Here is a 25,654-nt window from a genome sequence, read left to right as displayed (position 1 = left end):
AAAGGTTGAAAGATAACTGAAATAATCAGTGCCGCGATTCTCCCCACTACAATTCTTTTCTTAGTCTAGCTACCGGGATTTGCAACTGTTCCCGATACTTTGCTACAGTCCTTCTAGCAATATTATATCCCTTCTGATTGAGCATTTTCACCAATTTATCGTCCGATAGCGGCTTCATTTTATCTTCGGCATCCACCATGCCTTGCAAGACAAACTTCACCTCTCTATTACTCACATCTTCACCGCTATCCGTAGCAATACCTTCGGAGAAGAAATACTTCAAAGGATATACGCCAAATTCGGTCTGTATAGATTTGCTATTGGCTACACGAGATACTGTAGAGATATCCATATCGATTTTCTCAGCGATATCTTTCAGAATCATTGGACGAAGATTAGTTTCATCTCCATCGATGAAAAACTCTTTTTGATACTCCAGAATTGCCTCCATCGTTCTCAAAAGCGTATTTTGTCTTTGCTTGATGGCATCAATAAACCATTTGGCAGCATCTAACTTTTGCTTCACAAAAGACACTGTCTCTTTGAGCTTTTTATCCTTTTTGTCTGATTTATCGTAGGCATCAAACATCTCAGAATATGACCTAGATATTCTTAGTTCAGGAGCATTTTTTGAATTTAAACTGATTTCAAGCTTTCCTGAGTTATTGGTCAAAATAAAATCCGGAATAATATACTGTGTTCTCACTAATCCCTCTGAGACTCCCCCTGGTTTTGGGTTCAGCTTAGTGATCAGATTCACAGCCTCTTTAGTCTCTTCTTCATTGAGGTCACATCTCCGTTGAATCTTGGAGTAATGCTTCTTAGTAAACTCTTCAAAGCAATCGTGTATGATTCTCAATGCATGTTGTACGGTTGGGTCTTCGGGATGTTCCTTTCTTTCCAATTGTAAAATCAAGCATTCCTGGAGGTTACGAGAAGCAATTCCGGCAGGATCAAAAGTTTGGATTTTCCTGAGGATTTCTTCTAGCTCATCGATATCTGTCTCTATGTTTTGACTGAAGGCCAGATCGTTGATAATCGCCTCTAAATCACGACGGATGTAGCCATCATTTTCAATACTTCCAATCAGCTGCTGACCAATAATCCGCTGTCTATCATCGAGCTTTAGGTAATTGAGCTGCTGGATCAAGAGCTCATGAAGAGACGCTTGCGATGAAATGGGAATTTCACGATCCTCTTCATCGGCATTGTAATTCCCATCCCCCTGCATTTTATACCCGCCGTATTCATCGTCGAGATAGTCATCAAGATTCAGATCTCGATCATCTGAACCCAAATCTTCTTCGTAGGTATCTTCAAATTCGTCTTTTTCTGAATCTTCTTTCTCTTCTTTTCCTTCCTCTAAGGCAGGATTGATCTCTAATTCCTCCTCGATCCTCGTGTCCAATTCGGCCGTAGGCACCTGCAGCAGCTTGATAAATTGTATCTGCTGAGGTGAAAGCTTCTGTGAAAGTGACTGGCTAAGATTTAGCTTTTGCATCTGAATCGGTTAAAACCTGCTTTTTGGGTTCAAAAAAGGACTTTTCCGCTGAAAAAGTCCCGAACTCAAAGTTAGGAAAAACAAGCAATTTTTTGATAAAAAGCTGATTTAATCGTTTTTTTGCAAACCAATAAAAATTCGGATCTCCGTCTTTTTCAAATCTAAAAATATCATGGCGTTCAACAAACGGGTCAAAATCAAGACCATCCTGGATCAACATCCAATCGGCAGTGAAATCACCCTTATGGGCTGGGTACGCACTAAGCGTTCCAATAAAAATGTTTCTTTCATTGCTCTCAATGATGGCTCCATTATCACCAATTATCAAGTGGTGGCTGATCCCAATGTAATCGCTGAGGATGTTTTGAAAAAATGCACAACCGGTGCCTGTCTAAAAGTCACTGGGACGGTGGTGGAATCGCAGGGTGCAGGCCAAGCTTCCGAACTCAATGCTAAAAGCATCGAAGTGCTCGGAGAGGCAGATCCCGAAAAATACCCCCTGCAGCCTAAGAAGCACTCTTTGGAGTTTCTAAGAGAAATCGCTCACCTCCGTATGCGTACCAATACCTTTGGAGCGGTCTTCCGTGTACGGCATGCCCTGGCTTTTGCAGTTAATAAATACTTTAATGACAAAGGCTTTTTCTACATCCACACACCGATCATTACCGCTTCGGATGCAGAGGGAGCAGGCGAGACTTTTAAGGTCACCACCTTAGATATCGCAAACCCGCCTCGATCCGAAGATGGCTCAGTTGACTTCAAGCAGGACTTCTTCGAAAGAGAAGCAAACCTCACCGTATCCGGTCAATTAGAAGGGGAGCTAGCGGCTCTTGCCCTATCAGAAATCTATACTTTTGGCCCTACTTTCCGAGCTGAAAACTCCAATACAACCCGCCATTTAGCGGAGTTTTGGATGATCGAGCCCGAGATGGCCTTTTACGATGCAGAAGACAATGCAGATCTAGCAGAGGACTTCTTGAAGTATCTCATCAACTATGCCCTTACTAATTGTCAGGAAGATCTCAAATTTTTGGAAAATAGGCTTTTGGATGAGGAAAAGTCTAAGCCAGTAGACCAACGTTCCGAAATGAGACTCATCGAAAAGCTGAAATTTGTTGCTGAAAATGATTTCGTTCGAATCACTTACACCGAAGCAATTGAAATTCTTAAACGATCTAAACCCAATCAGAAGAAAAAATTTCAGTTCTTAATTGAAGAGTGGGGAGCCGATCTACAGTCCGAACATGAAAGATACCTGGTCGAGAAGCACTTCAAAAAACCGGTGATATTGACCGATTATCCTAAAGAAATCAAGTCTTTCTACATGAGACAGAATGAGGATGGAAAAACCGTCGCAGCGATGGATATTCTTTTCCCAGGAATTGGAGAAATCATAGGCGGTTCCCAACGGGAAGAGCGAATGGAGTTATTAGTTAGCCGAATGGAGGAACTTAATATCCCAACTGATGAAATGTGGTGGTTTCTGGACACCCGTAGATTTGGTTCGACACCACATTCAGGCTTTGGATTGGGCTTCGAAAGAATGGTCCAGTTTGTCACAGGTATGGGAAATATCCGGGATGTCATCGCTTTCCCAAGGACTCCTGGAAATGCGGAATTTTAACATTCTTTCAGTTTAAACACAATCAGAATCCCCGGCAGAGATGTTGGGGATTTTTTTAGCTTATTATTTTTACTCTCCGCGCCAACGGGATACAAAGCAAACTGAAAACAATAGCAATATACCCCACGACATTAAAATTGGTCAGTTCGCCTGTTGCTGTCTCACCTATAATTATGCCTGCGATCAGCGAGGCTACTCCAGTCGCTAACTGCTGCACGGCGGAGTTGAAACTCAAAAAACTACCTCGATTCTCTGGCTTGGCTGTACCTGTGATAATGGCAGCAGCAGGTACATACCGACCATTGGATGTCACAAAAAATAAGGTAGAGACTAATAATACATAGACTATTGGAGTTACTCCCAAATGCGTGATGATGGCAATAGGAATTACATTCAATGTCATGAAAATGGTAAATATCCGAAGCTTTCCATACTTATCTGAAAGTTTCCCAACCCAAGGAGATGTGAAAATAGTAAAAGCCCCACCAGCCATATAAATATAGGTCAGCTGCATCTCTGTGAATCCTACATTAGCCACAGTATATGGACTTAAAAAAGGGATAATCATAAACTGCCCAAACATCATCATCACTGACAAAGTAATCGCACGCATCTGATTGGGATTACTTGTTACCCGACGAACCACCACCATGGGATGAGGACGCTGAATTTCTTTGCCAAGATGCTCTGTTATATTGGGGATAAATCGGAAAATCATCCCTAAGCTCACGAGCGATAATCCCGTTAAAATGTAAAAGGGCATGTGCCAATCGGACAAACTTGCCAAGAACAAACCCATGGGTACGCCTAGCACTGAGGCTACTGAAAAGGCTGCCATTACCAAGCCCATGGCGCGTCCTCGGCGTTCATTGGGAATCACATCCCCGATAATCGCTAAAATCAACGCAGAGGTCAATCCGCCAAAAAGCCCTGAGATCACTCGAGCTATTAGAAGAATCGGATAATTAGGAGAAAGTGCACACCCTAGAGTTGCAATCGAAAATCCCACATAAACCCAAAGTAAAATCTTCTTTCGATCGAATCGATCCAAAAAGAAAGCGCCAAAAAAGCTTGAAACACCTGCACTAAATGTATAGGAAGATACCAATAACCCAAATTCTCTCGGAGAAATATCAAATACGCGCATCAATTGAGGACCAAGAGGCATCAAAATCATAAAGTCAACGATATGAATAAAATTGATGGCCGCAAGGGTCCAGAGCAGTAATTTTTCTCGGTTCATTAAAAATTCTTTAGCCCAAAACCACCATATCCAAAAGATAGTTTGCTCCTGAGATTCTTTTTTATCATTCTATCCCCATAGCAATAAAGGTCGCCGGAATCTCTTCTATCAAATCTCCCGCAATGGTGCCATATTTCCTTTTGAAACCGGCAAATTCTCCAGCCAGCCCATGATGATATACTCCACAAATAGCTGCGTATTCTGCAGAATATCCCATCCCTAAAAAGGCCGTAATCATTCCTGTCAAAACATCTCCAGAACCTCCTGTAGCCATGTATTTGGTTCCCGTAGAGTTGATGAGTTGACGCCCATCAGGCAGTGAAATGACCGAATTCGCCCCTTTTAGAATCAAAAGTATATTGCGCTTCATCGCAAATTGTCTCGCTTTTTGAAGTCGCTCTAGATGATCACTGGATTTGCCAAGCAGACGATCAAACTCGCCCGGATGCGGAGTTAAGATTGTGTTTTCGGGAAGTAACTCGATTAACTCTGGATACTCAGCAAGTAAATTGATTGCATCAGCATCTAATACTAATGGGGAAGTGCAATTCATTAGTATAAATTTCAATACCTCGCTACGATTAATTACCCCCCAGCCAGGACCAATTCCGATTGCATCAAACTTCTCAAGACTGGGAATTTCACCCCATAAACACATAGCTTCTGGCAAAGAAGATTGCAGTATCATTCGCTCACTTTGCTCCAAATAGCAAGTGACTAATCCGGCACCAGTTCGCAAAGCACTCTTAGCCGAAAGGTGAAGTGCCCCCATTTTTCCAGGACTTCCTCCTATCAAAAGAATTTTGCCAAAATCCCCTTTATGCGAAAATCGATGAAACTTTCGATGAAGCTTTGGGATATCAATTGATTTCAAAAAATACAATTCATCACTAAAATGCTCATAAAGTTCAGGACTAATTCCAATATCAGCTACAATAAGCTCTCCAGTCAACAATGCATTTTCTGGTAGTAGTAGGCTGAGCTTTGGAAAAGCAAAAGTAAGGGTGAAGTCCGCTTGAAAAGTCACTGATTGAGCGATAGAATCTGCAGGCAAACCACTTGGAATATCTACTGCTATCTTGTCCCCTGTACACCCATTCATTACCTCAATGATTTCTTTCGCCTCTTTTCTGAGATTGCCTGTCAGTCCCACACCCAAATAGGCATCAATAATCAAATCAAATTCAGAATAGAGTTGATTGGATTGAAAAAAAGAAAAATTAACCTCCCTCGGAAGCCGATCAAAATTAGCTTGAGCATCAGGGCTAAGCTTAGTTCCATCAGAAAAACAGCCGACCACTTCGACAGTAAAACCTTTATCAGAAAGCAATCTGGCAATAGCAAAACCATCCCCACCATTATTTCCTGCCCCACAGAAAATCCGGACACGCTGTTCGGAATCAGAAAAGCTACTTACCAACCATTTGGTGAATGCATCTGCGGCATTTTCCATAAGTTCGAGGCTTTTCTGACCACTAAATTCACAGTGCAAAAGGTCTAACTCCTTGACCGATTTACCTTTCAGGATTTTAATCATGATTCAACAGGGCTTCAGTTGACAAATCTCTTTTAGGAATACTTACCAAGAGTAAAAATCCTAAACCTACTAAGAAGAATATACCGAGAGAAAGTGCTGAGTTTCTCATACTACCCGTTAATTGCTCTATAGCACCATATGAAAAGGTCCCAATCACAATTGCCAATTTTTCAGTTACGTCGTAAAAACTGAAATAGCTGGCATGCTGAGTAGTAGATTTGGGAATTAGCTTAGAAAAGGTAGATCGGGAAAGCGATTGAATTCCTCCCATTACTAATCCTACTACAAAAGCTAATGCAAAAAATTCATAAACTGTATAAACGTAGTAGGCCGCACCGCAAATCAATGTCCAAATCAAAACCATAATCACCAAACTAAGTTTATTTCCATATTTCTTAGAAATAAAAGCAAACAAATAACTTCCTATAATAGCGACAAACTGAATAATCAAAATTGTAATAATTAATTGATCTCCAGGAAGCCCCAGTTCCTTATCTCCAAAAGTAGCTGCCAAATACATGACAGTCTGAACTCCCATCGAATAAAAGAAGAAAGAAGCCAAAAATCGATTCATAACTTTTATCTGTCGAACCTCACGGAATACTTTCCTGATCTCCTGATAGCCTTGAAGCAGAAATTCTCTTTTTATCTTTTTATTGTAAGGGTTTTTGGGCAAAAAACGAAAAGGGATTTGAGAAAAACCAGCCCACCAAAGCCCTGTAATCAAAAAGGATAAACGAGCAGCAAACCCACCTTCTGGAATACCAAACCAATGGGGCATTTGGATCATTATCAGATTAATAATCAGAAGAATAACCGAGCCAATATAGCCTAGGGCAAATCCCTTAGCACTCAATAAGTCGTATTCCTTTTCTTCTGAAATTTCAGGTAAATAGGCATTGTAAAAGACAATACTTCCTGCATATCCTATGCTAGCTGTAATACTACAAATGATACCCCACTCGATATTAGAAGAGTCAAAAAAGAATAAGCCTATACAGGCCACTGAACCTAAATAAGCGAAAAACTTCATGAACTCTAGTTTTTTTCCACTAGAGTCTGCGATGCCAGAAAGCAAGGGGGAAAGGATAGCTATGACCAAAAAAGAAAAAGAAATGGAATAAGAGTAGAGAACAGTATTGATAATCTCAAAACCAAAAAAAGACACATAATCAAGCTCACTCAATCCTTTGGTTACAGAATTGTAATACACCGGAAAAATAGTGGAAGTGATTACCAGACTATATACTGAATTAGCCCAATCATACATAGCCCATGCATTTTGGACCTTATTTTTATTTTTAAGAGATAGTAGCATAGTCTTAAATAAAAAAAGCCACTTCTTTACGAAGCAGCTTTATTGATTGTATTAAAATTCGATATTATCGGTCTACTTTACCAATAGAGGCATAAAGTACACGACGGGCATCTGCTTCACGCAGTTCGGACTGAACATCGGAAATAGGTCCCATTTTCACGTCTCTATCGACTTTCATGGAAATGGTAATCATTGGACGATCAGATTCAGGTAGCGCATCACGCTCTCTGTTTACCCACTGTACAATGTCAGCTGTATTCAGAAGAGCATCATTTGCTTGCACTCTTGGCTCTGAACCATAAAGTGCAGTATTCTTTGGCTTACCGATGTAAACGTAAGAAATCAAAGTTTTCTTCTGAAGTTTCTGAAGCTGAGTAGCCGCCGGGATCTTTTGCTCAACCAAGATATCTTGCTCTCTCAACACGGTCGTAACCATGAAGAAGAAGAGAAGCATGAAGATGATATCTGGCAATGCAGAGGTGGGAATATTTTCAGACGTTTTCGTCTTTTTGCTAAACTTTGCCATATCAACTTCCTATTTTATCTGGTTCTGCAATCGAAATCGCCATTGGAATTCCTTCCTTACCTCTGTCAATCAATGCTTGCTCTGCCGCATCTTTACCACTTAAAGCACGATACTCATCAGTAGTTAAATTGACTCGAGCTGCATAGATGTCAAAGTAGGCTTTCTTAGCTAAATCAAACACTTCAAGGTATTTTTCATAGCTAGTACCTCTATTGGTCTTGATAGAAACTACCGCTTCGTTAGGATGATCAGAGGATTCCGGATTTCTTCCTGACAAAGCCTTGAGACTAGCTGGCAGGCTATTATAAAGCGCAGAAGCCTCGTCATCTGGCTGGCCGAAATTCAAGACGAAAAGCTTAATCTCTTCATCAAGACCATCAGAACTCTCTCTATAATCCCCTTCTACAAGCAAATCATCATTTGCATTGACAAGGATCGTAAAGATATTCCGCTCGTTCTTATCAATCTCCGGTGGAGGATTGTTGGGATCAAGCTTGGGAGGTAGAACATTAAGAATTCCTTTATCCGAAGCGATCGTGGTGGTGACAAGAAAGAAGATCAGGAGCAGGAAAGCAATATCTGCCATAGAACCTGCATTGACCTCCTGACTCGTTCTATTTTTCTTTCTGGCCATATTACTTGATAGCTTTATTTAATTCTGTAAAGACAATACCCACTAATGCTATTAGAAACAAAATGTAGGTTGTAATCAGCATACCACCGACAAACTGGGAGCCTTCTGGCGTAAGATTGAAGGGGTCTGCTTCAAATTTTGGTAGTACTTCATTACTAGAAACTGAGTAAGCAATGAAGAACAATACTACAATAGCAGCGATTCCGATTGCTGTCTTTAAGAGAGACTTTGGATTGTCAAACGACTTGATTAAAGGCATTACAATCGCGAAGAACGCTCCTACGACAATCAACAGGTAGCCTGCATATAGAAAGATGTCATAAGTATCCATAATATTTCTTCTTTGGGGTTAACTTGAACAATTTGAAATCAACAAACAGTCGGTAAATTACTTACCAGTCAATTTGTGCTTTACAAGGATGTCTACCAAAGAGATAGAAGCATCTTCCATGTCATTAACCAAAGAATCAATTTTAGCCACACAGTAGTTGTAGAACAACTGAAGGATAATCGCAACAATCAAACCAGCTACTGTGGTCAAAAGGGCGATTTTAATACCACCAGCCACGAGTGAAGGAGAGATATCACCAGCTGCTTCGATAGAGTCAAATGCACCGATCATACCGATTACCGTACCCATGAAACCCAACATTGGAGCAAGGGAGATAAACAAGGAGATCCATACGAGACCTTTCTCCAAACGGCCCATTTCTACAGAACCATAAGCAATAATGGATTTCTCCACCATTTCGATGCCTTCAGAATATCTCATCAGACCTTGTGTAAAGATGGAAGCCACAGGACCCTTAGTTCCTTTGGTCACGTCTTTAGCAGCCTCGATACCTCCAGAAGCCAAAGCTTCTTCTACCTTAGTCAACAATTTCTTGGTGTTGGTAGTTGATAGGTTAAGAGTTACAATTCTTTCCAATGCTACTGCCAATCCTAAGATCAAGCAGATCAATACTGGAGACATGAAGATAGGGTCACCTTCGATGAACTTCTCTTTTACAACTTGGTGGAAGCTTTGCTCCTCAGCAATAATTTCGTCATCGACGATTGCAGGAGTAGCCGCTGGCTCCTCCATTACTGGGGTAGTTTCTTCCTGGGCGGCAGAATCTGATTCTGCTTCTTGTGCGTTAGCGAAAACAGGCGCAAATAGAATACCTGCAAGCATGAACAAAGCGATTAACTTTCTCATAATGTGAATTTTAAATAGACTTTTGATAAAGGTTAAATGGTTTCTACAGTAAAATCGAGTTTTAAAGTTATCATTTTTTGCTTTCAAAAAACAATGCACTTCCTTAGATTTTTTTCGAAAAGTCTGCATTTAATGCCATAAATAGGCATTTTTTACACGAGCGGACAATTTTTATTTTCCTCTTTGGAAGATTCACTTTCCTTAAAACCGTCTGAAAGGTTCTCATTTTTTAGCAGAATCAAAAATAAAAATGTGAGAATAAACGAGATTTTTGATGATTTGAAATTTTAACTACTGAATTCAATAGGATGTAGGGATTATATCCGAAAATTGAAATTTTATTTCGCCTGTCATTCTTTCAATTTTTTATCATGAGTCCAAAAAAGTAAAAACTGATGGGATATTTCACCCCCAAAAACATCATAAATCAGGCTACTAATTAAAATTAACCCGTCTCTTATTTAGAATAGCTGCGTAAATAGATTGTACCACCATTTTTTATCTAATGATATGAATCACTCTCCCATGAAATTGGAGGACACCCAGCTCCAACTACTAGAATTGATACACTTTCTTAAATCCTTTCTTCAGCTAGGCTTTATTACGTCTCTCATTATGGCTAGAAAAAACTCAGGATAAAAAATTGATAGATACATCAATCCTAATTAGTATCTCAGAAGACATAAAATTGGATTTTTACGATATAAAAAGAATAAATCATTGCTGAACTTGGCTTTTGAGAGAGATAAGGATTACTCATACTTACCGACATGCGGCACATCCCCTCGCGAATCTTCCTCTGGTCGATTTCAAACCCGAGGGTTCTTGCCCCTTCCTCACACCAACGCCCACAACTGACGCTGATATTCATAAAAAAAGCCAAATCATTGCTGAATTTGGCTTTGCAGAGAGGAAGGGATTCGAACCCTCGATACCCTTTAGGGGTATACACGCTTTCCAGGCGTGCTCCTTCAACCACTCGGACACCTCTCTGTGTGTTGTGATTTTGATCCTTTTTCTGAATCGGAGTGCAAAGAAAATTATTATTCTCCCCGATTCCAAATTTAGAGATTAAATAGCCCAGGCTTTTTTACGTCGTCATCTCACCGGCTAAGGGTAGCACCAGCTTTTCTCGGATCTCTTCCGCTTTTTGGTGCTGACCTAGCAAAAACATGAGTTTGGTCACGGCAGCCTCTGTAGTCATGTCTGCACCACTTACTACACCCACATTTAATAGTTCTTTGGAGGTCTCATACCTTCCCTGTATGACCCGCCCCCCATTGCATTGAGATACATTGAGGATGATCAGGCCCTTCTTAATGGCACGCTCCAAAGATTTCATAAACCAAGCTTCGCTCGGGCTATTTCCAGAACCATAGGTTTCTAAAACCACACCGCGCAATCCCTCGATAGCAAAACAAGCATCCATGATCTTTTCGGTAATTCCAGGAAAAAGCTTTAGGATCATCACGCGATTATCTAACTGATTTTTGTTAACCAGTTTTCTATGTGGTTCATAGGGACGAATCGCTGCCGTATTGTAATCTATCACGATCCCCGATTCCGCTAGTGCGGGATAGTTTTCGGACTCAAAGGCATCGAAGTGAATAGATTGTACTTTTTTCGCCCGATTTCCCCGCAATAGCATATGGTTGAAAAACACACAAACTTCCGGCACAAGTGGGATTTCATCTATTTTGGCTGTAGCTATCTCCAAACTTGTCATCAAATTCTCGCGGGCATCAGATCGCATAGCTGATATCGGCAACTGCGCTCCAGTGAAAATTACCGGTTTATTGAGTCCCTGAAGCATATAGCTTAGCATGGAAGCTGAATAGGCCATAGTATCCGTCCCATGCAAGACCACAAAGCCATCATAACTATCATAGTTTTCAGTGATGATATAGGCCATATCTTTCCAATGTATCATGGTTACATTAGAAGAGTCGATAGGTTCAGGGAAAGAGATCACCGTGATCGCGATATCCATATTAGATAAAATGGGGATTTTATCCAGGATTTGACCAAAATTAAAGGGGACCAGTGCTCCGCTCTCGTCATAAGCCATACCCAATGTACCTCCTGTATAGATAATTAAAACTGAGGAAGTACGACTCGTTTTGATCCGAGTATTAAGTCTTACGATTTTATAATTCATAAGTGAATTCCTTAAATAGGCCCAATGCGTTTTTTGTCGTTTTTTCTCCTACCCTTTCCACGCTAGTTTCGAGCAAATCCCCTATTCGCTGAGCGATATGGGGAAGAAACTCCGGAGAATTACGCTTTCCTCTATAAGGTACAGGCGCCAAATAGGGAGCGTCCGTTTCTAATACCAAATGCTCTAATCCAAGATGAGGAATGACTTTATCCAATCCTCCATTTTTATAAGTACTTACTCCACCTATTCCTAACAGAAAACCCATTTCTATAATCTGCATAGCTTGCTTTAGGTCTCCAGTAAAGCAGTGAAAAATGCCCCTCAATTTTCCATTATGGTTTTCTCTGACGATTTCAATAGTCTCATCGATGGATTCTCTACAATGTAAAACTATAGGTAAGTCGAATTCTTTTGCCCAATCGATTTGAGTTTTCAAAGCCAATTTTTGTTGCTTAAAAAAACTTTTGTCCCAATACAAATCCAAGCCAATCTCCCCCACCGCAGCAAAAGGTCTTCGCTCCAGCCATTGTTTCATTTTGTCCAACTGCTCCTCATAATCCTCCTTGACATCACAGGGATGTAATCCCATCATGGGTATACAGAGGCCCGGGTAGCGCTTCTCACAGTCCAGCATTCTTTCGATCGTCGAGACATCTACATTGGGCATATATACCCGCTCTATGCCAGCAGCTTTGATAGCCTCGACTACTTCATCTCGGTCTGAGTCAAATTTGGTAGAATATATATGTGCGTGAGTATCGATCAATTTCATGTGTCTATAATTGATTTTCAAAGGTCATAACTTGTCCCGAGTATCGGGATGGAATCTCCCAGGGTTGATAGTCATATCAGTGTGTGATGACCACATCATGCTCGATTTCATGAGTATTCTCTGGATTTCCATTCGGTTGCAGAAGGCCAAAAGTAATAAAGAATTGTCATCACGGACAGTAGGACAAAGTAAATTTCGAAAAGCAACAAGAAAGAAAAGGCAAGTTCCTTTCCAGCCTTATTAGCTACCTGACGCAGGAATAAACTTTGAAGCCCCCACTTAATCGCTCCAAAAATTAATCCGAGCTGTGGGGAAAAGATCAACAGATAAATCAAAGCAGGAAAATAAAGCACCTGAATACCTAAGGCTATTTTCCAAAATAAATCCAAGGACATAACTCCACTCATCCATCGCTTACGCTGAGAAAGTAATGCGGGTAAGGAACTCTCTGATTTGGTATCCACTAAAGCCTCGGGACTTATTTGAGAGCGAATAGAGTAACCCGCTTTGCGAATAGCTCTACTCATCTCTAAATCCTCTGTAAGGCTAAAAGGAAGGGCTTCAAAGCCCCCACAGTCTACATAGGCTTTGCTTTTTATCACCATGTTATTCCCGAGCCCCGTTGTGGAAATCCCCAAATCAGCAGCGATTTTTACCAAACCTAAAGTCAACCACCAGTCTGTTTCTTGCATTTTTGCGAATATCCCCTGTCCCTTGACTTGAGTGATTCCCAATACCATCCCCGTATTTTCCTCAAAACAAGTCAACAGCTCTTTTATCCAAGTCTTCGGTACCTGACAATCGGCATCCGTAAAAAATAGAAATTCACCTCTGGCTAGAGTTCCCAAGTTGGCCAATGCCTGAGCCTTTGGATTGACCTTTCTTTTACCACGTTCTTCCTGCTCTTTTAACTCGAGCACTTTTCTATTAGCACGAGATTGACACCAAGCATTAAGTAAATCGAGACTCCTGTCACTGCTCGCATCATCGGCGAAGAGAAATTGAAGCTTTTCTTCTGGATAGTCGATTCTTTCTAGGGACTTCAGAAGCTTGGGCAGGTCTCTTTCTTCATTGCGAACGGCAATTAAAATAGAGACTAAAGGTAAATCGGTCAAATTGCCTTGGTGTTTTTGAAAGAAAAGTCCAACGCGCAGGAGTAAAATCACAAACTGAGCTATCAAGAGACCGATTAATCCAAAAGCAAAAATCATAAACAAGCAGTTTTCCAACCCTGATCCTTTACAGCGTCCAAAAACCTCGGCAAAACACCTCTTATCACCTCTTTGGTCTTTTCCTGATCGTGAAAAACCAAAATACTCCCTGGACTGAGCCCTTCCACTGATTTTTGCAAAATCTGCTTAGAACTCAGTTGAGAATCAAAATCTCCAGACAAAAAACTCCACATCACGATTTCGAATTCTTTGTGAATGGATTTGGCTTGTGCCGATTTGAGCATACCGTAAGGAGGACGAAAATAGCGGGGACTGTAGCTGAGCAAGTCTTCGATCGTCTTTTGACAGCGATCTATATTTTGTAGGTAATGATGCGTCTTATTTTTTAAGCCATGCAGGTGGTTAAAGGTATGATTTCCCAGGGCATGGCCTTCTTCTATTAACTGACGAGCCAAGCCCGGGGACTTTCTTACATTATCTCCCACCACAAAAAAAGTTGCTTTCTGTCCTCTCTTCTCAAGTTCCTTCAACACAAAGTCAGTGACACCCGGCACAGGGCCATCATCAAAAGTAAGGTAGACTGTCTTTTCATGATTCGGCATTCTCCATATTCTTTTTGGAAAAATTGTAGAAAAAATTTCCGGAGTCTGATGAAAATAGAAACTCATTGAATCCGAATACTAAACAGCGTCAAGTCATCTCTCAATGGCACAGTCCCAGAGAAACCGGACAAAACCTCCAAAAACTCTCTGTGAAAATCCTCCGGATTCATGCAAAGATGCCTGCTAACAAATTCTTGTAGCCGATCTTCCCCAAATTCTTCCTCAGCCTCATTTAAGGTCTCTGTCAACCCGTCGGTGTATAGATGCAGCGTAAAATTACCGGGAATTTCACGTTTGCCTATCTCCAAAAATGGAAGACGATCAAAAGCCCCCAAAATAGTCGTCCCAGCCTCTAAAAGCTCACTCTCTTCTTTCTCCTCCCAGCAAAGAACAGGGGGATTATGTCCGGCATTTACATAGTCAAGCTCCCGGGTTTTCAAATCAAACCTACCCAGAAAAAAAGTGATAAATCGATCACCTTTGGTATTTTCATACAAGGTATAATTCAACTGATGGACGATCGTCTCTAGATTAGCATCGCTTCGAAGCATCGTACGCAGGGACGCTTGAAAATTTGACATCAAAAGGGCAGCGGCGATTCCTTTACCAGACACATCTGCTATACAGAAATAAATTACATCCTCGGACTGTCTGACAAAGTCATAATAATCTCCTCCAACCATACTGTGAGGGATGTAAGTCACCTTCGCTTTTATATTTTCATGATTGGGAAGTGCAGAGGGGAAAAGCATTTGTTGAACCTGAGAGGCTATAGCTACTTCTCGATTTAGCACTTCCTGTTGAACCTGCTTCCTAGCAAACCGCTTATTCTCTAAAGCTACTACCAGAATATTTGCTATAGCTTGGGTAAAATTCAGATTGAGTTCTATCTGTGGATCCTTGCTGCGCAAAAATAGAATCGCAAGCAACTTTTCTTTATGAAAAACGGGGAGATAAGTCTCAAACTCATCAAAGATCTCTCGATCCTCAACCTCCAGTCGTGCGTTTCCTTGGCTGTTAAACTCTTTAACCTCATCGGAGGGAATAAAGTCAGGCACCTTGGCTTTGACTCCATGGGCTATCTTTTTTTCATAGCCGCCTTCTTGAAGAACATAGAGGACCAGCGAATATATATTCAAATGAACTAGGCAGGTAAACTTGAAAATGTTGACCAATACCGACTCGGACTGATTTTCATTAATAGCCTGAGTGATCTCCAAGAGGGCCTTTAGCTCCAGTTCTTTCCGTTGGTATTTGTGATTTTCAGTTATCAAATTTTAAAGGGCATTATGGGCCATCAGACCCTTTTTGGTGGCTAGAAAGTAGAGCGAGGTGCCTTCTTTGGAAATATCCACTTGATCAAATCGCTCCTGATCAGGCTCCGTGAGACATTTGATATAAGATTTGCTGTACAACTGTGTCAGAGTTTTTAGAATCAAGTGCTCTTCCCAGCCCAAAGTATCTTTCAAATAGGAATAAGATTGCACAAAGTACAATTCATCTAACAAGTCAAACTCTTCGTCACTCATCTTTATTTTTTCTTTGCTAAAATAAGCAAAATCACTGGCTTCTTCCTTTCCAAGTATATTTTCCAAATATGATTCCAAAGATCGTCGAAATCACATAAACCGGATGAAAAAGACTCGTCTTTATAAACACCCCAAAGGAAGGCTCCTTATTGAATGAATAGAGCACTTTACCAAGTACCCATTTTTCCAAAAGAATTTTTCCAAGCCAAATTGCGAAAAAACTTATAATGGAAAAAAGCCCTAAAAACAATAAAGTGACACTACCCAGCCAAACCATCTGCAGGATACCGAAAAACACAGCTGTAAGACTATGGCTGATTGAGGAGTGATAGCTCCATTTTCCGGCCCAGCGTTTTCGCTGATTCAGCATTCCAAAAAAGTCATTTTGCGGTCGGGTCAGCACCAAGGTTTCATTTCGGGAGAGATATTGACAGGAGTCTCCGCTGAATTCTAAGACAATTTTTTTTAAAAGAAACTCATCATCTCCCGAAGCGATTTCTTCATTTCCTGCATAGCCATTCACCTTCAAAAAAGCAGATTTTCTATAGGCTAAATTTGCTCCACTACACATGAGAGGCTGCTTCTTGATAAAAAAGAAGTGAGTGAGCAATAGAATACTAGCCCATTCGACCTGCTGAAATCGGTCCAAAAATCCCGCTCTCTCAATTCTAGAAAGCACAGGTCCAGCTACTAATTGAATTTTTGCATCGGCAAAAGGAAGTAGCATTTGCTTGACCCATCCATCCTGAAAAAAGCAATCGGCATCCGAAGTGAGAATGATACTTCCCTTGGCCATGGCTACCCCATGTGCCAAAGCGGTCTTTTTGCCTTGACCTGGATTGTCTATAATTTTAAGTTTAGAAATACTTCCAGAACACCGCTCCAATTTACTTCTCGAGTCATCCTCGCTATGATCATCAATGAGCAGCACTTCCGCTACACTTGGGGTGACCTTGGCTAGCTGACGGCATAGTTCCTCTATATTTTCTGACTCATTTCTAAAAGGGATAAGAAGCGAAACAGGCTCGGAATAATCATTTTCATCCATCTGCTTTCGACCCTCGGACCAACTCCTAATCAGGAAAATGAGTTGTACGGAGTAGATTAGGAAGCAAAACAGGTAAAAACTGATCATCTTTTAGACTAACTTGCAGAGGTGAGTAAAGAAGCAAAAAAAGAAACGAAGGAAAAAATCATTTTAGGAATAGACCCCGGTACCAATATCATGGGTTATGGGCTGATTCTTACTGAGGGCAAAAAATACAAACTGCTCCAGTACGGAGTGATCCATCTAAAAAAATATGAAACCCATGAGCTAAAGCTCAAGAAAATTTTTGAACGGATAACAGGAATCATTGAGGAATTTCTACCCGATACTGTAGCTTTAGAAGCTCCTTTTTACGGAGTAAATGTCCAGTCCATGCTTAAGCTAGGTAGGGCACAGGGAGTAGCAATGGCAGCTGCTTTAGCACGAGAAATCCCCATCACCGAATACTCTCCAAAGAAAGTAAAGCAATCCGTCACTGGAAATGGTAATGCTTCAAAAGAGCAAGTCGCCGCAATGCTACAGACCTTGTTTAATTTAACAGAAATACCCAAGCTTCTAGACGCTACAGATGCGCTAGCTGTAGCACTTTGCCATCATTTTCACGAAGGAAGAGTACAAACTCGCGGGAGAAGTGCCGGCTGGAAATCCTTTATTGAGGAAAATCCAGGCAGAATAAAAAAATAAAGCCCAGTTTCCTGGGCCTATTTTAAAACTAGAAATCGTAAGCTATTGATAACTTTAAAGCCTGATTTTTGGCATCCTGTCCAAAGTAATTGACACTGGTTAATCCCAAGTCATAGCTAACCTGAAGATTGAAACCACGGGGAAGCAAAGCCTGCAAACCCACCACTCCACTGATGTCATAGCCTTTCACTGGCTCAGTAGAAGTTTGATTATTCCCTTCCTCGGTTCGCTTACGAGAGACTAAAGCCCCAAACTGGGGTCCGGCAAAGACATTTACCGCAGGGATGAAATTCAATCGAACTAATACGGGCACTTCCACATAATTGAGACGCTCGTCTACTTCATTGGAAGTGGGTGGATCTATGGTTTCAAATCCTTTTTGTGAAAACTGAATCCCTGGTTCCACACTAAAAAACTCTGAGGCTAGTATAGTGTAATAGCCCCCAACGTGAATCCCCACATTAGCGTTGAAGTTCGTATTGGAAAAATTGGATGAGGACAATCCGGCACGTACGCCAAATTGAGCTTCCGCACTAAAATAGAAGCCTATGACGAAGAATAAGATTAAAATCTTTCTCATATGTGTATTATGTTTTAAATTTCCGTTAAAACTAGCAGTTCTACTCGAATACATTTTAACTCGCTGGTATTTTTAACCAAAAAATATGAAACAATCATCAGGCCTTTTTGAAAACATCACCACAGTAAGTGAAGCTGCACGCCTTGCTTTTATCAGCAAACTGGAAGAAATCAAAGCCGACAAAGGCTTTAAGATGGAGCATGAGGGACAAGTCAGCAACTACTTGTATTATATTTCTGAAGGCTCTGCCAGGAGTTTCTACATCCGTGAAAACAGAGACATTACCGTTTCTTTTTCACTTGAAGGAGAATTTGTCACAGCCATGCACTCCTTCATCACTCGTAAACCGAGCTACGAAACGATAGAAACCTTAGAAAAATCTTTGCTTTACCGCATTTCGCACAGTGAGCTTCAAGCTTGCTTCGAAGAGTACCCCGAAATGGAACGAGCCTACAGGATCATTTTGGAAAAATACTTTATCGCACTAGAGGAACAGCGAATCTTCAACAAATTCAAGTCAGCAAGAGACCGCTATCTTGAACTAATGGACAATAAGCCCAAAATCATCCAGAAAGCCTCTGTGGGCCAAATTGCCTCATTTTTGGATATGACTATCGAGACCTTAAGCAGGATAAGAGCAAAAATCTAACTATCAGGTCTTCCAAGGCAGAAAGACACATAGAAGTATGTTTAACTTTTCGTCAAAAAAAAGGACTCCGAAAAGCCCTTTTTTGTGTATCAATCAATTACTTTTTTGTCCACATAATTGGAGTTTAGTATCCCTAGTGCCCCCATGTATTTCAAATCAAAAGTCATCAGGTCACCTACTTTGTAGTCATTGGGGTTTTTACCCAAATTAATGATCAGCATGTCGGAGCTCGCTCCCAATATTTCGATAGCCTCATCTGATGGGATCAAATATTTCGGATCCACATCTAAAAGCCCAACATCCACGATAGCCCGATAGGAGGTTTGACCATAGAGTGCTTCATCTATTTCCAATACTTCTCCTTGAGGATTTGCAGCCAAATTACCCACTGGAAGTAGAGGCTTTTCCTGCATTTCGATGATTTCAGCATGCAGCTCAAAAACATCACCGTGCATTCCTTCAATTACTTTCTCTTCGAATAAATCGACTCCAAAATATAGCGTTTCCCCTACTCGGAAATGATTAATTCCCTTAGGAAGCTGCTGCGTAAGCATTAAAGGAATCGTCACAGAGGTGCCTGCAGATACCCAAGGTATCTCCTTACTAAATTTGAGCTCAATGATTTGCTTGTAAAGAGAAAGCTGAATCAACTTATCTGTGGAAGGCATCACCCCATTCAGGCAGTTTAAATTGGTGCCTAATCCTATGATCTCAATATTGGGTAGCTTAAATACATCAGAATAGAAATCCACCAATTGCTCACCCATGACTCCTTCTCGGAGATCACCCGTTTCGACCATGATTATGATTTTATGCTTTTTACCTTGCCTCACTGCTTCCTCACTTATCCAGTGAATGGTCTCTAGTTCGCTATTCAAACTTACATCCGCAAACTCAACCATTTTTCCCACATTTCGCTTGGAAACTGGTTTCACATAGACGGTCTGTACCTCCGGGTTTAATTTTTTGACCATTGCAAGGTTACTGATTCTGCTGTCGTGAATTTCATCGACGCCAAGGTTAATCAGCTCCTGCAGAAAAAGCCTGTTGCCACAAAGAAGCTTGGACACTACGCCCCAAGCCACTTTGTTTTCATTGAATTTCTGTTTGAGAAACTCAAAGTTGTGCTTCAACTTGGTTCGGTTTAATGTCAAATATGCCATCTTATTTATTTAATCTCATCTCGAGATATTTGTTTGTAAATCCTAATCGTTCGTACAATTTCTTAGCAGGATTATCAGGCTCTACATGCAATGCAATGGCCCCATTGGCCATTTTAATAGCCATATCCATTATTTTCCCACCTATTCCTTTACCACGCTGGGAAGCATCTACTGCTATGTAAACTAAAATATTCTCAGGAATATAGCCCGACATGCCCGTCTTATTCATTACTAAAGCACCCACTATTTTGTTTTTTTCTCTAGCCATAACTACAAAGCCTCCTGCATGAAGCCCCTGATCAAGCGCATAATCAAGGCATTTCATGATATCGTCTTTTGGGTCTCCATATTGTCCCAAGTGCTCAAACAGAAATTCAGATATTTCATTTTTTTGCAGGTAGGTCGCATTATCTATGGCAGAGAGTGTTTCTAATTTAATCATACTTATGTTTTTTTCGAGTGGTTAAGTCTAGTTTATATATTGTTAAAAAGGTCAAAAGCGAAGCCGTCAACCCAAATAAGTTAGCATCTAACCCAAGTGGCAGAGCTACCTCCAGGAAAGTTAATCCCGCAGTCAGAGTTCCTCCTATGATCATTGAAGATACAGCAGCTCGTGAATTACTGACTTTAAAGAATAAGCCAGCCACCACAGGAACTAATAATCCTGAGACCATAAAGGCATAAGAGTAAAGCATTAAACTTAGCACTTCTGTCATTTGCCAAGCAATCAGAATAGCGACAATTCCTATTCCTAAAGTTAAAACCTGAGAAACTCTCATTTCAGTTTCATGAGATTTATTTTTCAAAAATTTCCCAAGCAAATCAGTAGTCAAGTTCCCGGATGCTGCCATTAGGCAAGAATCTGCTGTGGATAATACTGCTGAGAAATAGGCGGACATCATTAAACCCAAAATGCCGGCAGGAAGAATCTGACTAAGCAAAACAGGAAGTCCCATCTCAGGATCCATAGCAGTAGTGAAGCCTTCCAAGGCTCCTTGCTCTACTGCCACTCTAGACAAAAGCCCCAAGGCAACTCCCAGAAAGGCCATAATTGGCCATTCAAACAAGCCTGCAATAAACCAGGCTCTTTTAGCTGTTTTTTCATCTCTAGCAGCAAAAATTCGCTGGTAAAGAGTCATGCCTACAAACCAAATCGGAATGATCGTTATTCCCCAATTAAAGAGGTCTTGCCAGGTTAAATTGGATAATGAGAAAAACTCTTGGGGAAGAGTGGCCTCAATTCCTTCCCAGCCCCCCACGTAATTATAAGCTATGGGAATACCAATAAACATCAGGCCAAGCATTAAAATAATCCACTGCACAGTATCAGTATAAATAACTGCTTTTAGTCCTCCCATTACCGTATACACTACTGCTATCGCGCCCATAATCAAGAGCGCAGTCTGTAAATCAAGTGCAGAAAAGGTGCCTGACGCCAATTTAGCACCGGCTAGCAGCTGAGAAGAGGTAAAGCCCAAATACCCTAGGAAACAAATGACAGCAGCAACTTTTGCCGTAGTGGAATTATAGAGATGGCCTACAATCTGCGGGAAAGTGAAAAATTTTGCGAAAGCTGGATCTGACTTTACTCTTGGAATCAAAATCACCGCAGCGAGCCAAGCTCCCAATAAACCTGTGAAAAGCATCCAAGAACCTGAAATACCCATGGCAAAACCAAGTCCTCCTAGCCCAATCGAAAAACCTCCGCCTACATCCGTAGCTACAACCGAAAGGCCTATATGAAGACTACCAATAGACCTGCCGCCTACATAATAATCCTCCTGACTGCTGTTTTTCCTCATAAAAAAATATCCCACGCCCAGCATGGTAACCATGTAAAGAAAGAAGATCAGGAGATCTATCAAATGCATTATGTCTTTGGATTTGTATCAAACTTCTTTAGAATATAATTTTTCAAAGTTAATATAATTGCCTCTGAAATGAAATAAAATTGGGTTTTAATCTATTTTTTAACTTTTAAATCTTATTTCAACTCAAATAAATACAAAAAAAGCCGGACTTGCCGGCTTTTAATTTTTTCTGAATTTAGATTACACATTATTGCTACTGACGACAGCCGAGAAATACTCTCGGTTCATACGTGCGATATTGGTCAAGGAAATCCCCTTAGGACATTCTGCTGAGCAGGCTCCGGTATTGGTACAAGCACCAAAGCCTTCCGCATCCATTTGGGCGATCATTTTCTCTGCCCTGTCTTTCCGCTCAACTTGTCCCTGAGGCAACATTGCCAACTGGGAAATTTTAGCAGAAGTAAAGAGCATCGCAGAGGCATTTTTACAGGCTGCCACGCATGCACCACAGCCTATGCAGGTAGCCGCATCGAAAGCCTCATCTGCTATTCGCTTTGGAATGGGAATTTCATTAGCATCTGGTACTCCACCTGTATTCACGGAGACATATCCGCCCGCTTGGATTATTCGGTCAAATGAGGAACGGTCTACCACCAAATCTTTTACAACAGGAAATGCTTTTGCTCTCCAAGGCTCGATAGTAATACTATCTCCATCATTGAAGGAGCGCATGTGTAGCTGACAGGTAGTAGTCTGCTGTGGTCCGTGAGGCTTTCCATTTATGTATAGCGAACACATTCCACAAATACCTTCTCGGCAATCATGGTCAAAGTGTACAGGATCCTCTCCTTTTTCTGTCAATTTTTCGTTTAAGACATCCATCATTTCGAGGAATGACATGTCTTTGGATATTCCATCTATTGGATAAGAAACAAATCCGCCTTTGTCGGCATTGTTTTTCTGTCTCCAAACTTTTAATGTCAATTTCATATAGTAATGAATTTTAAGTCTTGATTATTTGTACGAGCGCTGAGTCAACTTCACATTTTCGAATTCTAGAGGCTCTTTATTCAATTCTTCCTCCTGTCCTTCTCCCATGTATTTCCATGCAGCTACATAAGCGAAATTTTCATCATCACGCAAAGCTTCCCCTTCTGGAGTTTGATATTCCTCTCTGAAGTGGCCTCCACAAGATTCATTTCTGTTTAAAGCATCGTCAATCATCAATTCTCCCAATTCTAAGAAATCAGCTACACGGTGGGCTTTTTCTAGCGATTGATTTAACTCCTCATTTTCTCCAAGTACTTTCACATCCTTCCAAAACTCCGCTTTCAACGCTTTAATATCTGCTTTCGCTTGAGTAAGACCCTTGGCTGTTCTGGCCATTCCACATTCATTCCACATGATTTTTCCTAATTTCTTATGGAAATAATCGACTGTTTTGGAACCTTTGATACTTAATAGCTTTTGGATTCTGTCTTTGACTTCTTTGGAAGCCTTTTCAAACTCTGGGTGATTGGTATCTACTGGGCTAGGTCCAATCTGGGCCAAATAATCACCAATAGTGTAAGGAGCTACAAAATAACCATCAGCTAATCCCTGCATCAAAGCAGAAGCCCCCAATCTGTTAGCACCATGATCGGAGAAATTGGCCTCTCCTAAAGCATAAAGACCCGGGACAGTGGTCATCAAATTATAATCTACCCAAAGACCACCCATGGTATAGTGTACCGCTGGATAAATCATCATCGGAACCTTGTACGGGTTCTCTCCTGTGATTTGCTGATACATGTCAAATAAGTTACCATATTTGGCACGAATTACTTCTTCTGTATCTCTTTTGATGGCATCTCTGAAGTCCAAGAATACGGCTTCGCCTGTTTCATTGACTCCACGTCCTTCGTCACATACATACTTTGCATTTCGAGAGGCCACATCTCTTGGCACTAAGTTTCCAAAACTTGGATACTTTCTCTCTAAATAGTAGTCTCTATCCTCTTCAGCAATATCATTTGCCTTGATTTCGCCTTTACGAAGCTTTTCTGCGATTTCCACTGTCGCAGGCACCCATACTCTACCGTCATTTCGGAGAGACTCAGACATCAATGTCAACTTGGACTGATGATCTCCAGAAACTGGAATACAAGTAGGGTGAATCTGAGTATAGCAAGGGTTCGCAAAGTAAGCACCGCGCTTGTGAGCTCTCCAAGCCGCTGTCACATTGGAACCCATTGCATTTGTCGAAAGGAAAAATACGTTTCCATATCCTCCAGTACATAATAATACTGCGTGTGCAGCGTGAGTTTCTACAGCTCCCGTAATCAAGTTTCTAGTGACAATACCTCTTGCATGCCCATCCACTACGACCACATCCATCATTTCAGTTCTAGGATAAAGCTTTACTTTACCATTGGCTACTTGACGACTCAATGCGGAATAAGCTCCTAAGAGTAACTGCTGTCCAGTCTGACCTCGGGCATAAAATGTACGGGAGACTTGAGCGCCTCCAAAAGATCTATTGGATAGTAGTCCTCCATATTCTCTTGCAAAAGGAACACCTTGCGCGACACACTGATCAATAATGTTGACAGATACTTCTGCAAGTCTGTAAACATTTGCTTCTCTTGCGCGGTAATCTCCACCCTTGATCGTATCGTAGAATAGTCTGAAAATAGAGTCACCGTCATTCTGATAATTTTTCGCAGCATTGATACCTCCCTGAGCAGCAATCGAGTGCGCCCGGCGAGGACTATCCTGAAAACAAAAGGCTTTGACATTGTAACCCAACTCTGCTAAAGAAGCTGCCGCAGAAGCTCCCGCCAAACCTGTACCCACTACGATGACCTCGTATTTTCTTTTATTGGCCGGGTTGACCAATTTGCTGTTAAACTTGTGCTTAGTCCATTTTTCTGCCAAAGGACCAGCAGGTATTTTGGAATCTAGTATCATACGGGACTATTAAATTAGCTAGTGAAATAAATATAAAGTGGCATGCTGGCAAAAAGCACAGGCACCACAACGCAATAGATTTTCCCCACAGCCTCTATAGCTGGAGAGTATTTTTTATGACTTAATCCAAGTGATTGAAAAGCACTGGCAAAACCATGAGAAAGATGAAATCCAAGGAATCCCATAGCAATAACATAACCGGCGACAAGCAATTCATTCTGGAAGGCGAATGTGACAATTTCAAACAGATTCTTGTACGTTTCTCCCTCATAAACTACTGTAGGTACATCTCCCCAATGCATCTGATACCAAAATCCTTGAAGGTGAACTACCAAGAAAATCAAAATAATGGTACCCAAAATCCCCATATTTCTGGAAGAAAAAGAGGAATTGGTGGAGGATTTGGACTCTGCATAGGCTACTGGACGAGCTGACTTATTTTTCCGACTCAGAATAACCGAATAAATCACATGTCCAATGACAGAAATGTAGGTTAGGTAGGATAAAATTTTGACTGCAGGATTGGTAGTCATAAACTTGGCATATATATTAAATGCCTCTCCTCCATCTCCTTTGAAAAGCAACAAGTTGCCTGAAACGTGACCTGTCAAAAACAGGATAAGGAAGAGACCTGTCAATGCCATGATCAGCTTTCTTCCAAGTGTGCTACTTAAGGTTTTTGTAACCCAGCTCATACGATTTTTTGGATTAATTTAAAACGAATGTTTTACTATAATTGCTGCCAAATTTACATTCGGATCAACTAGTAAACAATCCATTCATAATCTACCTTCTTATTTTAAAAGGTTCTAAATAAATTTCTATGTTGAAGTTTTAGACTTTAGAATCTACTTTTTTAACCCCCTGTTCAATTTTATTGTTTGATTTTAAATGGAATTTCTCCTTTCTTCCGTTTATTTCGTATAGATTAAAAAAAGTTCAATACCTGAGCTTTC

At 40.9% G+C, this 25,654-nt stretch carries 25 protein-coding genes and 1 tRNA gene; 3 read left to right on the top strand and 23 right to left on the bottom strand.

Annotated elements, in window-relative coordinates:
• Positions 1 to 46: 46 nt before the first annotated feature.
• Complete coding sequence (rpoN, locus tag BLQ57_RS10325; protein WP_087939312.1) at positions 47 to 1,501, bottom strand: RNA polymerase factor sigma-54; 1,455 nt, start codon at positions 1,499 to 1,501, stop codon at positions 47 to 49.
• Positions 1,502 to 1,673: 172 nt separating this feature from the next.
• Between rpoN and asnS the strand changes: the two genes are divergently transcribed.
• Positions 1,674 to 3,125, top strand: a complete 1,452-nt coding sequence (gene asnS, locus BLQ57_RS10315) for an asparagine--tRNA ligase (RefSeq protein ID WP_087939313.1) — start codon at positions 1,674 to 1,676, stop codon at positions 3,123 to 3,125.
• Between the two features lie 55 nt (positions 3,126 to 3,180).
• Here the strand turns inward: asnS and BLQ57_RS10310 are convergent, their stop codons facing one another.
• The 15 genes from BLQ57_RS10310 to BLQ57_RS10240 form a co-directional block, all read right to left on the bottom strand.
• Positions 3,181 to 4,368: an MFS transporter gene (locus BLQ57_RS10310; RefSeq protein ID WP_087939314.1), complete on the bottom strand. Its 1,188-nt coding sequence runs from the start codon at positions 4,366 to 4,368 to the stop codon at positions 3,181 to 3,183.
• 64 nt (positions 4,369 to 4,432) lie between these two features.
• The gene (locus tag BLQ57_RS10305; protein ID WP_087939315.1) at positions 4,433 to 5,905 is read right to left on the bottom strand and encodes an NAD(P)H-hydrate dehydratase; all 1,473 of its coding nucleotides are present in this window, start codon (positions 5,903 to 5,905) and stop codon (positions 4,433 to 4,435) included.
• On the bottom strand, positions 5,898 to 7,223 hold the full coding sequence (locus tag BLQ57_RS10300) for an MFS transporter (RefSeq protein WP_087939316.1): 1,326 nt from the start codon (positions 7,221 to 7,223) through the stop codon (positions 5,898 to 5,900). The genes BLQ57_RS10305 and BLQ57_RS10300 overlap by 8 nt, the downstream gene beginning before the upstream one ends.
• Before the next feature lie 64 nt (positions 7,224 to 7,287).
• Positions 7,288 to 7,749, bottom strand: coding sequence for an ExbD/TolR family protein (locus BLQ57_RS10295; protein ID WP_087939317.1), 462 nt, complete (start codon positions 7,747 to 7,749; stop codon positions 7,288 to 7,290).
• Between the two features lies 1 nt (position 7,750).
• On the bottom strand, positions 7,751 to 8,383 hold the full coding sequence (locus BLQ57_RS10290; protein ID WP_087939318.1) for an ExbD/TolR family protein: 633 nt from the start codon (positions 8,381 to 8,383) through the stop codon (positions 7,751 to 7,753).
• A 1-nt stretch (position 8,384) separates the two neighbouring features.
• A complete protein-coding gene (locus BLQ57_RS10285) occupies positions 8,385 to 8,714 on the bottom strand; it encodes a hypothetical protein (RefSeq protein ID WP_087939319.1) in 330 nt (109 codons plus the stop codon).
• 57 nt (positions 8,715 to 8,771) lie between these two features.
• A complete protein-coding gene (locus BLQ57_RS10280) occupies positions 8,772 to 9,581 on the bottom strand; it encodes a MotA/TolQ/ExbB proton channel family protein (protein ID WP_087939374.1) in 810 nt (269 codons plus the stop codon).
• A 905-nt stretch (positions 9,582 to 10,486) separates the two neighbouring features.
• Positions 10,487 to 10,574: transfer RNA gene (locus BLQ57_RS10275), tRNA-Ser, on the bottom strand.
• Between the two features lie 97 nt (positions 10,575 to 10,671).
• A complete protein-coding gene (locus BLQ57_RS10270) occupies positions 10,672 to 11,739 on the bottom strand; it encodes an asparaginase (protein ID WP_087939320.1) in 1,068 nt (355 codons plus the stop codon).
• Positions 11,729 to 12,511, bottom strand: coding sequence for a TatD family hydrolase (locus BLQ57_RS10265; protein ID WP_087939321.1), 783 nt, complete (start codon positions 12,509 to 12,511; stop codon positions 11,729 to 11,731). Before BLQ57_RS10265 ends, BLQ57_RS10270 begins: the two co-directional genes overlap by 11 nt.
• A gap of 107 nt (positions 12,512 to 12,618) precedes the next feature.
• Complete coding sequence (locus tag BLQ57_RS10260) at positions 12,619 to 13,722, bottom strand: glycosyltransferase (protein WP_139162707.1); 1,104 nt, start codon at positions 13,720 to 13,722, stop codon at positions 12,619 to 12,621.
• On the bottom strand, positions 13,719 to 14,285 hold the full coding sequence (locus tag BLQ57_RS10255) for a polysaccharide deacetylase family protein (protein ID WP_169712735.1): 567 nt from the start codon (positions 14,283 to 14,285) through the stop codon (positions 13,719 to 13,721). The genes BLQ57_RS10260 and BLQ57_RS10255 overlap by 4 nt, the downstream gene beginning before the upstream one ends.
• Positions 14,286 to 14,347: 62 nt before the next feature.
• Entirely contained in the window at positions 14,348 to 15,559 is a 1,212-nt protein-coding gene (locus BLQ57_RS10250) for a PP2C family protein-serine/threonine phosphatase (protein ID WP_087939324.1), read from the bottom strand.
• Between the two features lie 3 nt (positions 15,560 to 15,562).
• Positions 15,563 to 15,814, bottom strand: a complete 252-nt coding sequence (locus BLQ57_RS10245) for a hypothetical protein (protein ID WP_087939375.1) — start codon at positions 15,812 to 15,814, stop codon at positions 15,563 to 15,565.
• A 31-nt stretch (positions 15,815 to 15,845) separates the two neighbouring features.
• Positions 15,846 to 16,949, bottom strand: coding sequence for a glycosyltransferase (locus BLQ57_RS10240; protein ID WP_087939325.1), 1,104 nt, complete (start codon positions 16,947 to 16,949; stop codon positions 15,846 to 15,848).
• A gap of 21 nt (positions 16,950 to 16,970) precedes the next feature.
• Here BLQ57_RS10240 and ruvC point away from each other — a divergent pair, with 21 nt between their 5' ends.
• A complete protein-coding gene (gene ruvC, locus BLQ57_RS10235) occupies positions 16,971 to 17,546 on the top strand; it encodes a crossover junction endodeoxyribonuclease RuvC (RefSeq protein WP_087939326.1) in 576 nt (191 codons plus the stop codon).
• Positions 17,547 to 17,574: 28 nt separating this feature from the next.
• Here the strand turns inward: ruvC and BLQ57_RS10230 are convergent, their stop codons facing one another.
• Positions 17,575 to 18,126, bottom strand: a complete 552-nt coding sequence (locus tag BLQ57_RS10230; RefSeq protein WP_087939327.1) for a porin family protein — start codon at positions 18,124 to 18,126, stop codon at positions 17,575 to 17,577.
• Between the two features lie 85 nt (positions 18,127 to 18,211).
• On the opposite strand from BLQ57_RS10230, the gene BLQ57_RS10225 reads away from it, so the two are divergent.
• Positions 18,212 to 18,775 (top strand): Crp/Fnr family transcriptional regulator, encoded by a 564-nt coding sequence (locus tag BLQ57_RS10225; protein WP_087939328.1) that lies wholly within the window; start codon positions 18,212 to 18,214, stop codon positions 18,773 to 18,775.
• 89 nt (positions 18,776 to 18,864) lie between these two features.
• Here the strand turns inward: BLQ57_RS10225 and BLQ57_RS10220 are convergent, their stop codons facing one another.
• The 6 genes from BLQ57_RS10220 to BLQ57_RS10195 all read right to left on the bottom strand — a co-directional run bounded on the left by BLQ57_RS10220 (position 18,865) and on the right by BLQ57_RS10195 (position 25,393).
• Complete coding sequence (locus tag BLQ57_RS10220; protein ID WP_087939329.1) at positions 18,865 to 19,938, bottom strand: alanine racemase; 1,074 nt, start codon at positions 19,936 to 19,938, stop codon at positions 18,865 to 18,867.
• 1 nt (position 19,939) lies between these two features.
• The gene (locus BLQ57_RS10215) at positions 19,940 to 20,380 is read right to left on the bottom strand and encodes a GNAT family N-acetyltransferase (protein WP_087939330.1); all 441 of its coding nucleotides are present in this window, start codon (positions 20,378 to 20,380) and stop codon (positions 19,940 to 19,942) included.
• Positions 20,373 to 21,809 carry a sodium:solute symporter family protein gene (locus BLQ57_RS10210; protein ID WP_087939331.1) on the bottom strand — a complete coding sequence of 479 codons (1,437 nt, stop codon included), beginning with the start codon at positions 21,807 to 21,809 and terminating at the stop codon, positions 20,373 to 20,375. The genes BLQ57_RS10215 and BLQ57_RS10210 overlap by 8 nt, the downstream gene beginning before the upstream one ends.
• Before the next feature lie 180 nt (positions 21,810 to 21,989).
• Positions 21,990 to 22,739 (bottom strand): succinate dehydrogenase/fumarate reductase iron-sulfur subunit, encoded by a 750-nt coding sequence (locus BLQ57_RS10205; RefSeq protein ID WP_087939332.1) that lies wholly within the window; start codon positions 22,737 to 22,739, stop codon positions 21,990 to 21,992.
• 24 nt (positions 22,740 to 22,763) lie between these two features.
• Positions 22,764 to 24,698 carry a fumarate reductase/succinate dehydrogenase flavoprotein subunit gene (locus tag BLQ57_RS10200; protein WP_087939333.1) on the bottom strand — a complete coding sequence of 645 codons (1,935 nt, stop codon included), beginning with the start codon at positions 24,696 to 24,698 and terminating at the stop codon, positions 22,764 to 22,766.
• A gap of 14 nt (positions 24,699 to 24,712) precedes the next feature.
• Positions 24,713 to 25,393, bottom strand: coding sequence for a succinate dehydrogenase cytochrome b subunit (locus tag BLQ57_RS10195; protein WP_087939334.1), 681 nt, complete (start codon positions 25,391 to 25,393; stop codon positions 24,713 to 24,715).
• Positions 25,394 to 25,654 lie beyond the last annotated feature (261 nt).

This window comes from Algoriphagus faecimaris (genome assembly GCF_900101705.1).
GTDB classification, from domain to species: Bacteria; Bacteroidota; Bacteroidia; order Cytophagales; family Cyclobacteriaceae; genus Algoriphagus; species Algoriphagus faecimaris.
This window is presented reverse-complemented; position numbering and strand designations above follow the sequence as displayed.

Bases quoted from the DNA above. Each gene is read 5' to 3' on its own strand.
- BLQ57_RS10195 (WP_087939334.1), bottom strand. From the start codon at position 25,393: ATGAGCTGGGTTACAAAAACCTTAAGTAGCACACTTGGAAGAAAGCTG.
- BLQ57_RS10245 (WP_087939375.1), bottom strand. From the start codon at position 15,814: ATGAGTGACGAAGAGTTTGACTTGTTAGATGAATTGTACTTTGTGCAA.
- BLQ57_RS10215 (WP_087939330.1), bottom strand. From the start codon at position 20,380: ATGATTAAATTAGAAACACTCTCTGCCATAGATAATGCGACCTACCTG.
- BLQ57_RS10200 (WP_087939333.1), bottom strand. From the start codon at position 24,698: ATGATACTAGATTCCAAAATACCTGCTGGTCCTTTGGCAGAAAAATGG.
- BLQ57_RS10295 (WP_087939317.1), bottom strand. From the start codon at position 7,749: ATGGCAAAGTTTAGCAAAAAGACGAAAACGTCTGAAAATATTCCCACC.
- BLQ57_RS10230 (WP_087939327.1), bottom strand. From the start codon at position 18,126: ATGAGAAAGATTTTAATCTTATTCTTCGTCATAGGCTTCTATTTTAGT.
- BLQ57_RS10270 (WP_087939320.1), bottom strand. From the start codon at position 11,739: ATGAATTATAAAATCGTAAGACTTAATACTCGGATCAAAACGAGTCGT.
- BLQ57_RS10300 (WP_087939316.1), bottom strand. From the start codon at position 7,223: ATGCTACTATCTCTTAAAAATAAAAATAAGGTCCAAAATGCATGGGCT.
- BLQ57_RS10240 (WP_087939325.1), bottom strand. From the start codon at position 16,949: ATGATCAGTTTTTACCTGTTTTGCTTCCTAATCTACTCCGTACAACTC.
- BLQ57_RS10220 (WP_087939329.1), bottom strand. From the start codon at position 19,938: ATGGCATATTTGACATTAAACCGAACCAAGTTGAAGCACAACTTTGAG.
- BLQ57_RS10225 (WP_087939328.1), top strand. From the start codon at position 18,212: ATGAAACAATCATCAGGCCTTTTTGAAAACATCACCACAGTAAGTGAA.
- BLQ57_RS10290 (WP_087939318.1), bottom strand. From the start codon at position 8,383: ATGGCCAGAAAGAAAAATAGAACGAGTCAGGAGGTCAATGCAGGTTCT.
- BLQ57_RS10265 (WP_087939321.1), bottom strand. From the start codon at position 12,511: ATGAAATTGATCGATACTCACGCACATATATATTCTACCAAATTTGAC.
- asnS (WP_087939313.1), top strand. From the start codon at position 1,674: ATGGCGTTCAACAAACGGGTCAAAATCAAGACCATCCTGGATCAACAT.
- BLQ57_RS10260 (WP_139162707.1), bottom strand. From the start codon at position 13,722: ATGATTTTTGCTTTTGGATTAATCGGTCTCTTGATAGCTCAGTTTGTG.
- BLQ57_RS10285 (WP_087939319.1), bottom strand. From the start codon at position 8,714: ATGGATACTTATGACATCTTTCTATATGCAGGCTACCTGTTGATTGTC.
- BLQ57_RS10280 (WP_087939374.1), bottom strand. From the start codon at position 9,581: ATGAGAAAGTTAATCGCTTTGTTCATGCTTGCAGGTATTCTATTTGCG.
- BLQ57_RS10210 (WP_087939331.1), bottom strand. From the start codon at position 21,809: ATGCATTTGATAGATCTCCTGATCTTCTTTCTTTACATGGTTACCATG.
- BLQ57_RS10310 (WP_087939314.1), bottom strand. From the start codon at position 4,368: ATGAACCGAGAAAAATTACTGCTCTGGACCCTTGCGGCCATCAATTTT.
- BLQ57_RS10205 (WP_087939332.1), bottom strand. From the start codon at position 22,739: ATGAAATTGACATTAAAAGTTTGGAGACAGAAAAACAATGCCGACAAA.
- BLQ57_RS10255 (WP_169712735.1), bottom strand. From the start codon at position 14,285: ATGCCGAATCATGAAAAGACAGTCTACCTTACTTTTGATGATGGCCCT.
- BLQ57_RS10305 (WP_087939315.1), bottom strand. From the start codon at position 5,905: ATGATTAAAATCCTGAAAGGTAAATCGGTCAAGGAGTTAGACCTTTTG.
- rpoN (WP_087939312.1), bottom strand. From the start codon at position 1,501: ATGCAAAAGCTAAATCTTAGCCAGTCACTTTCACAGAAGCTTTCACCT.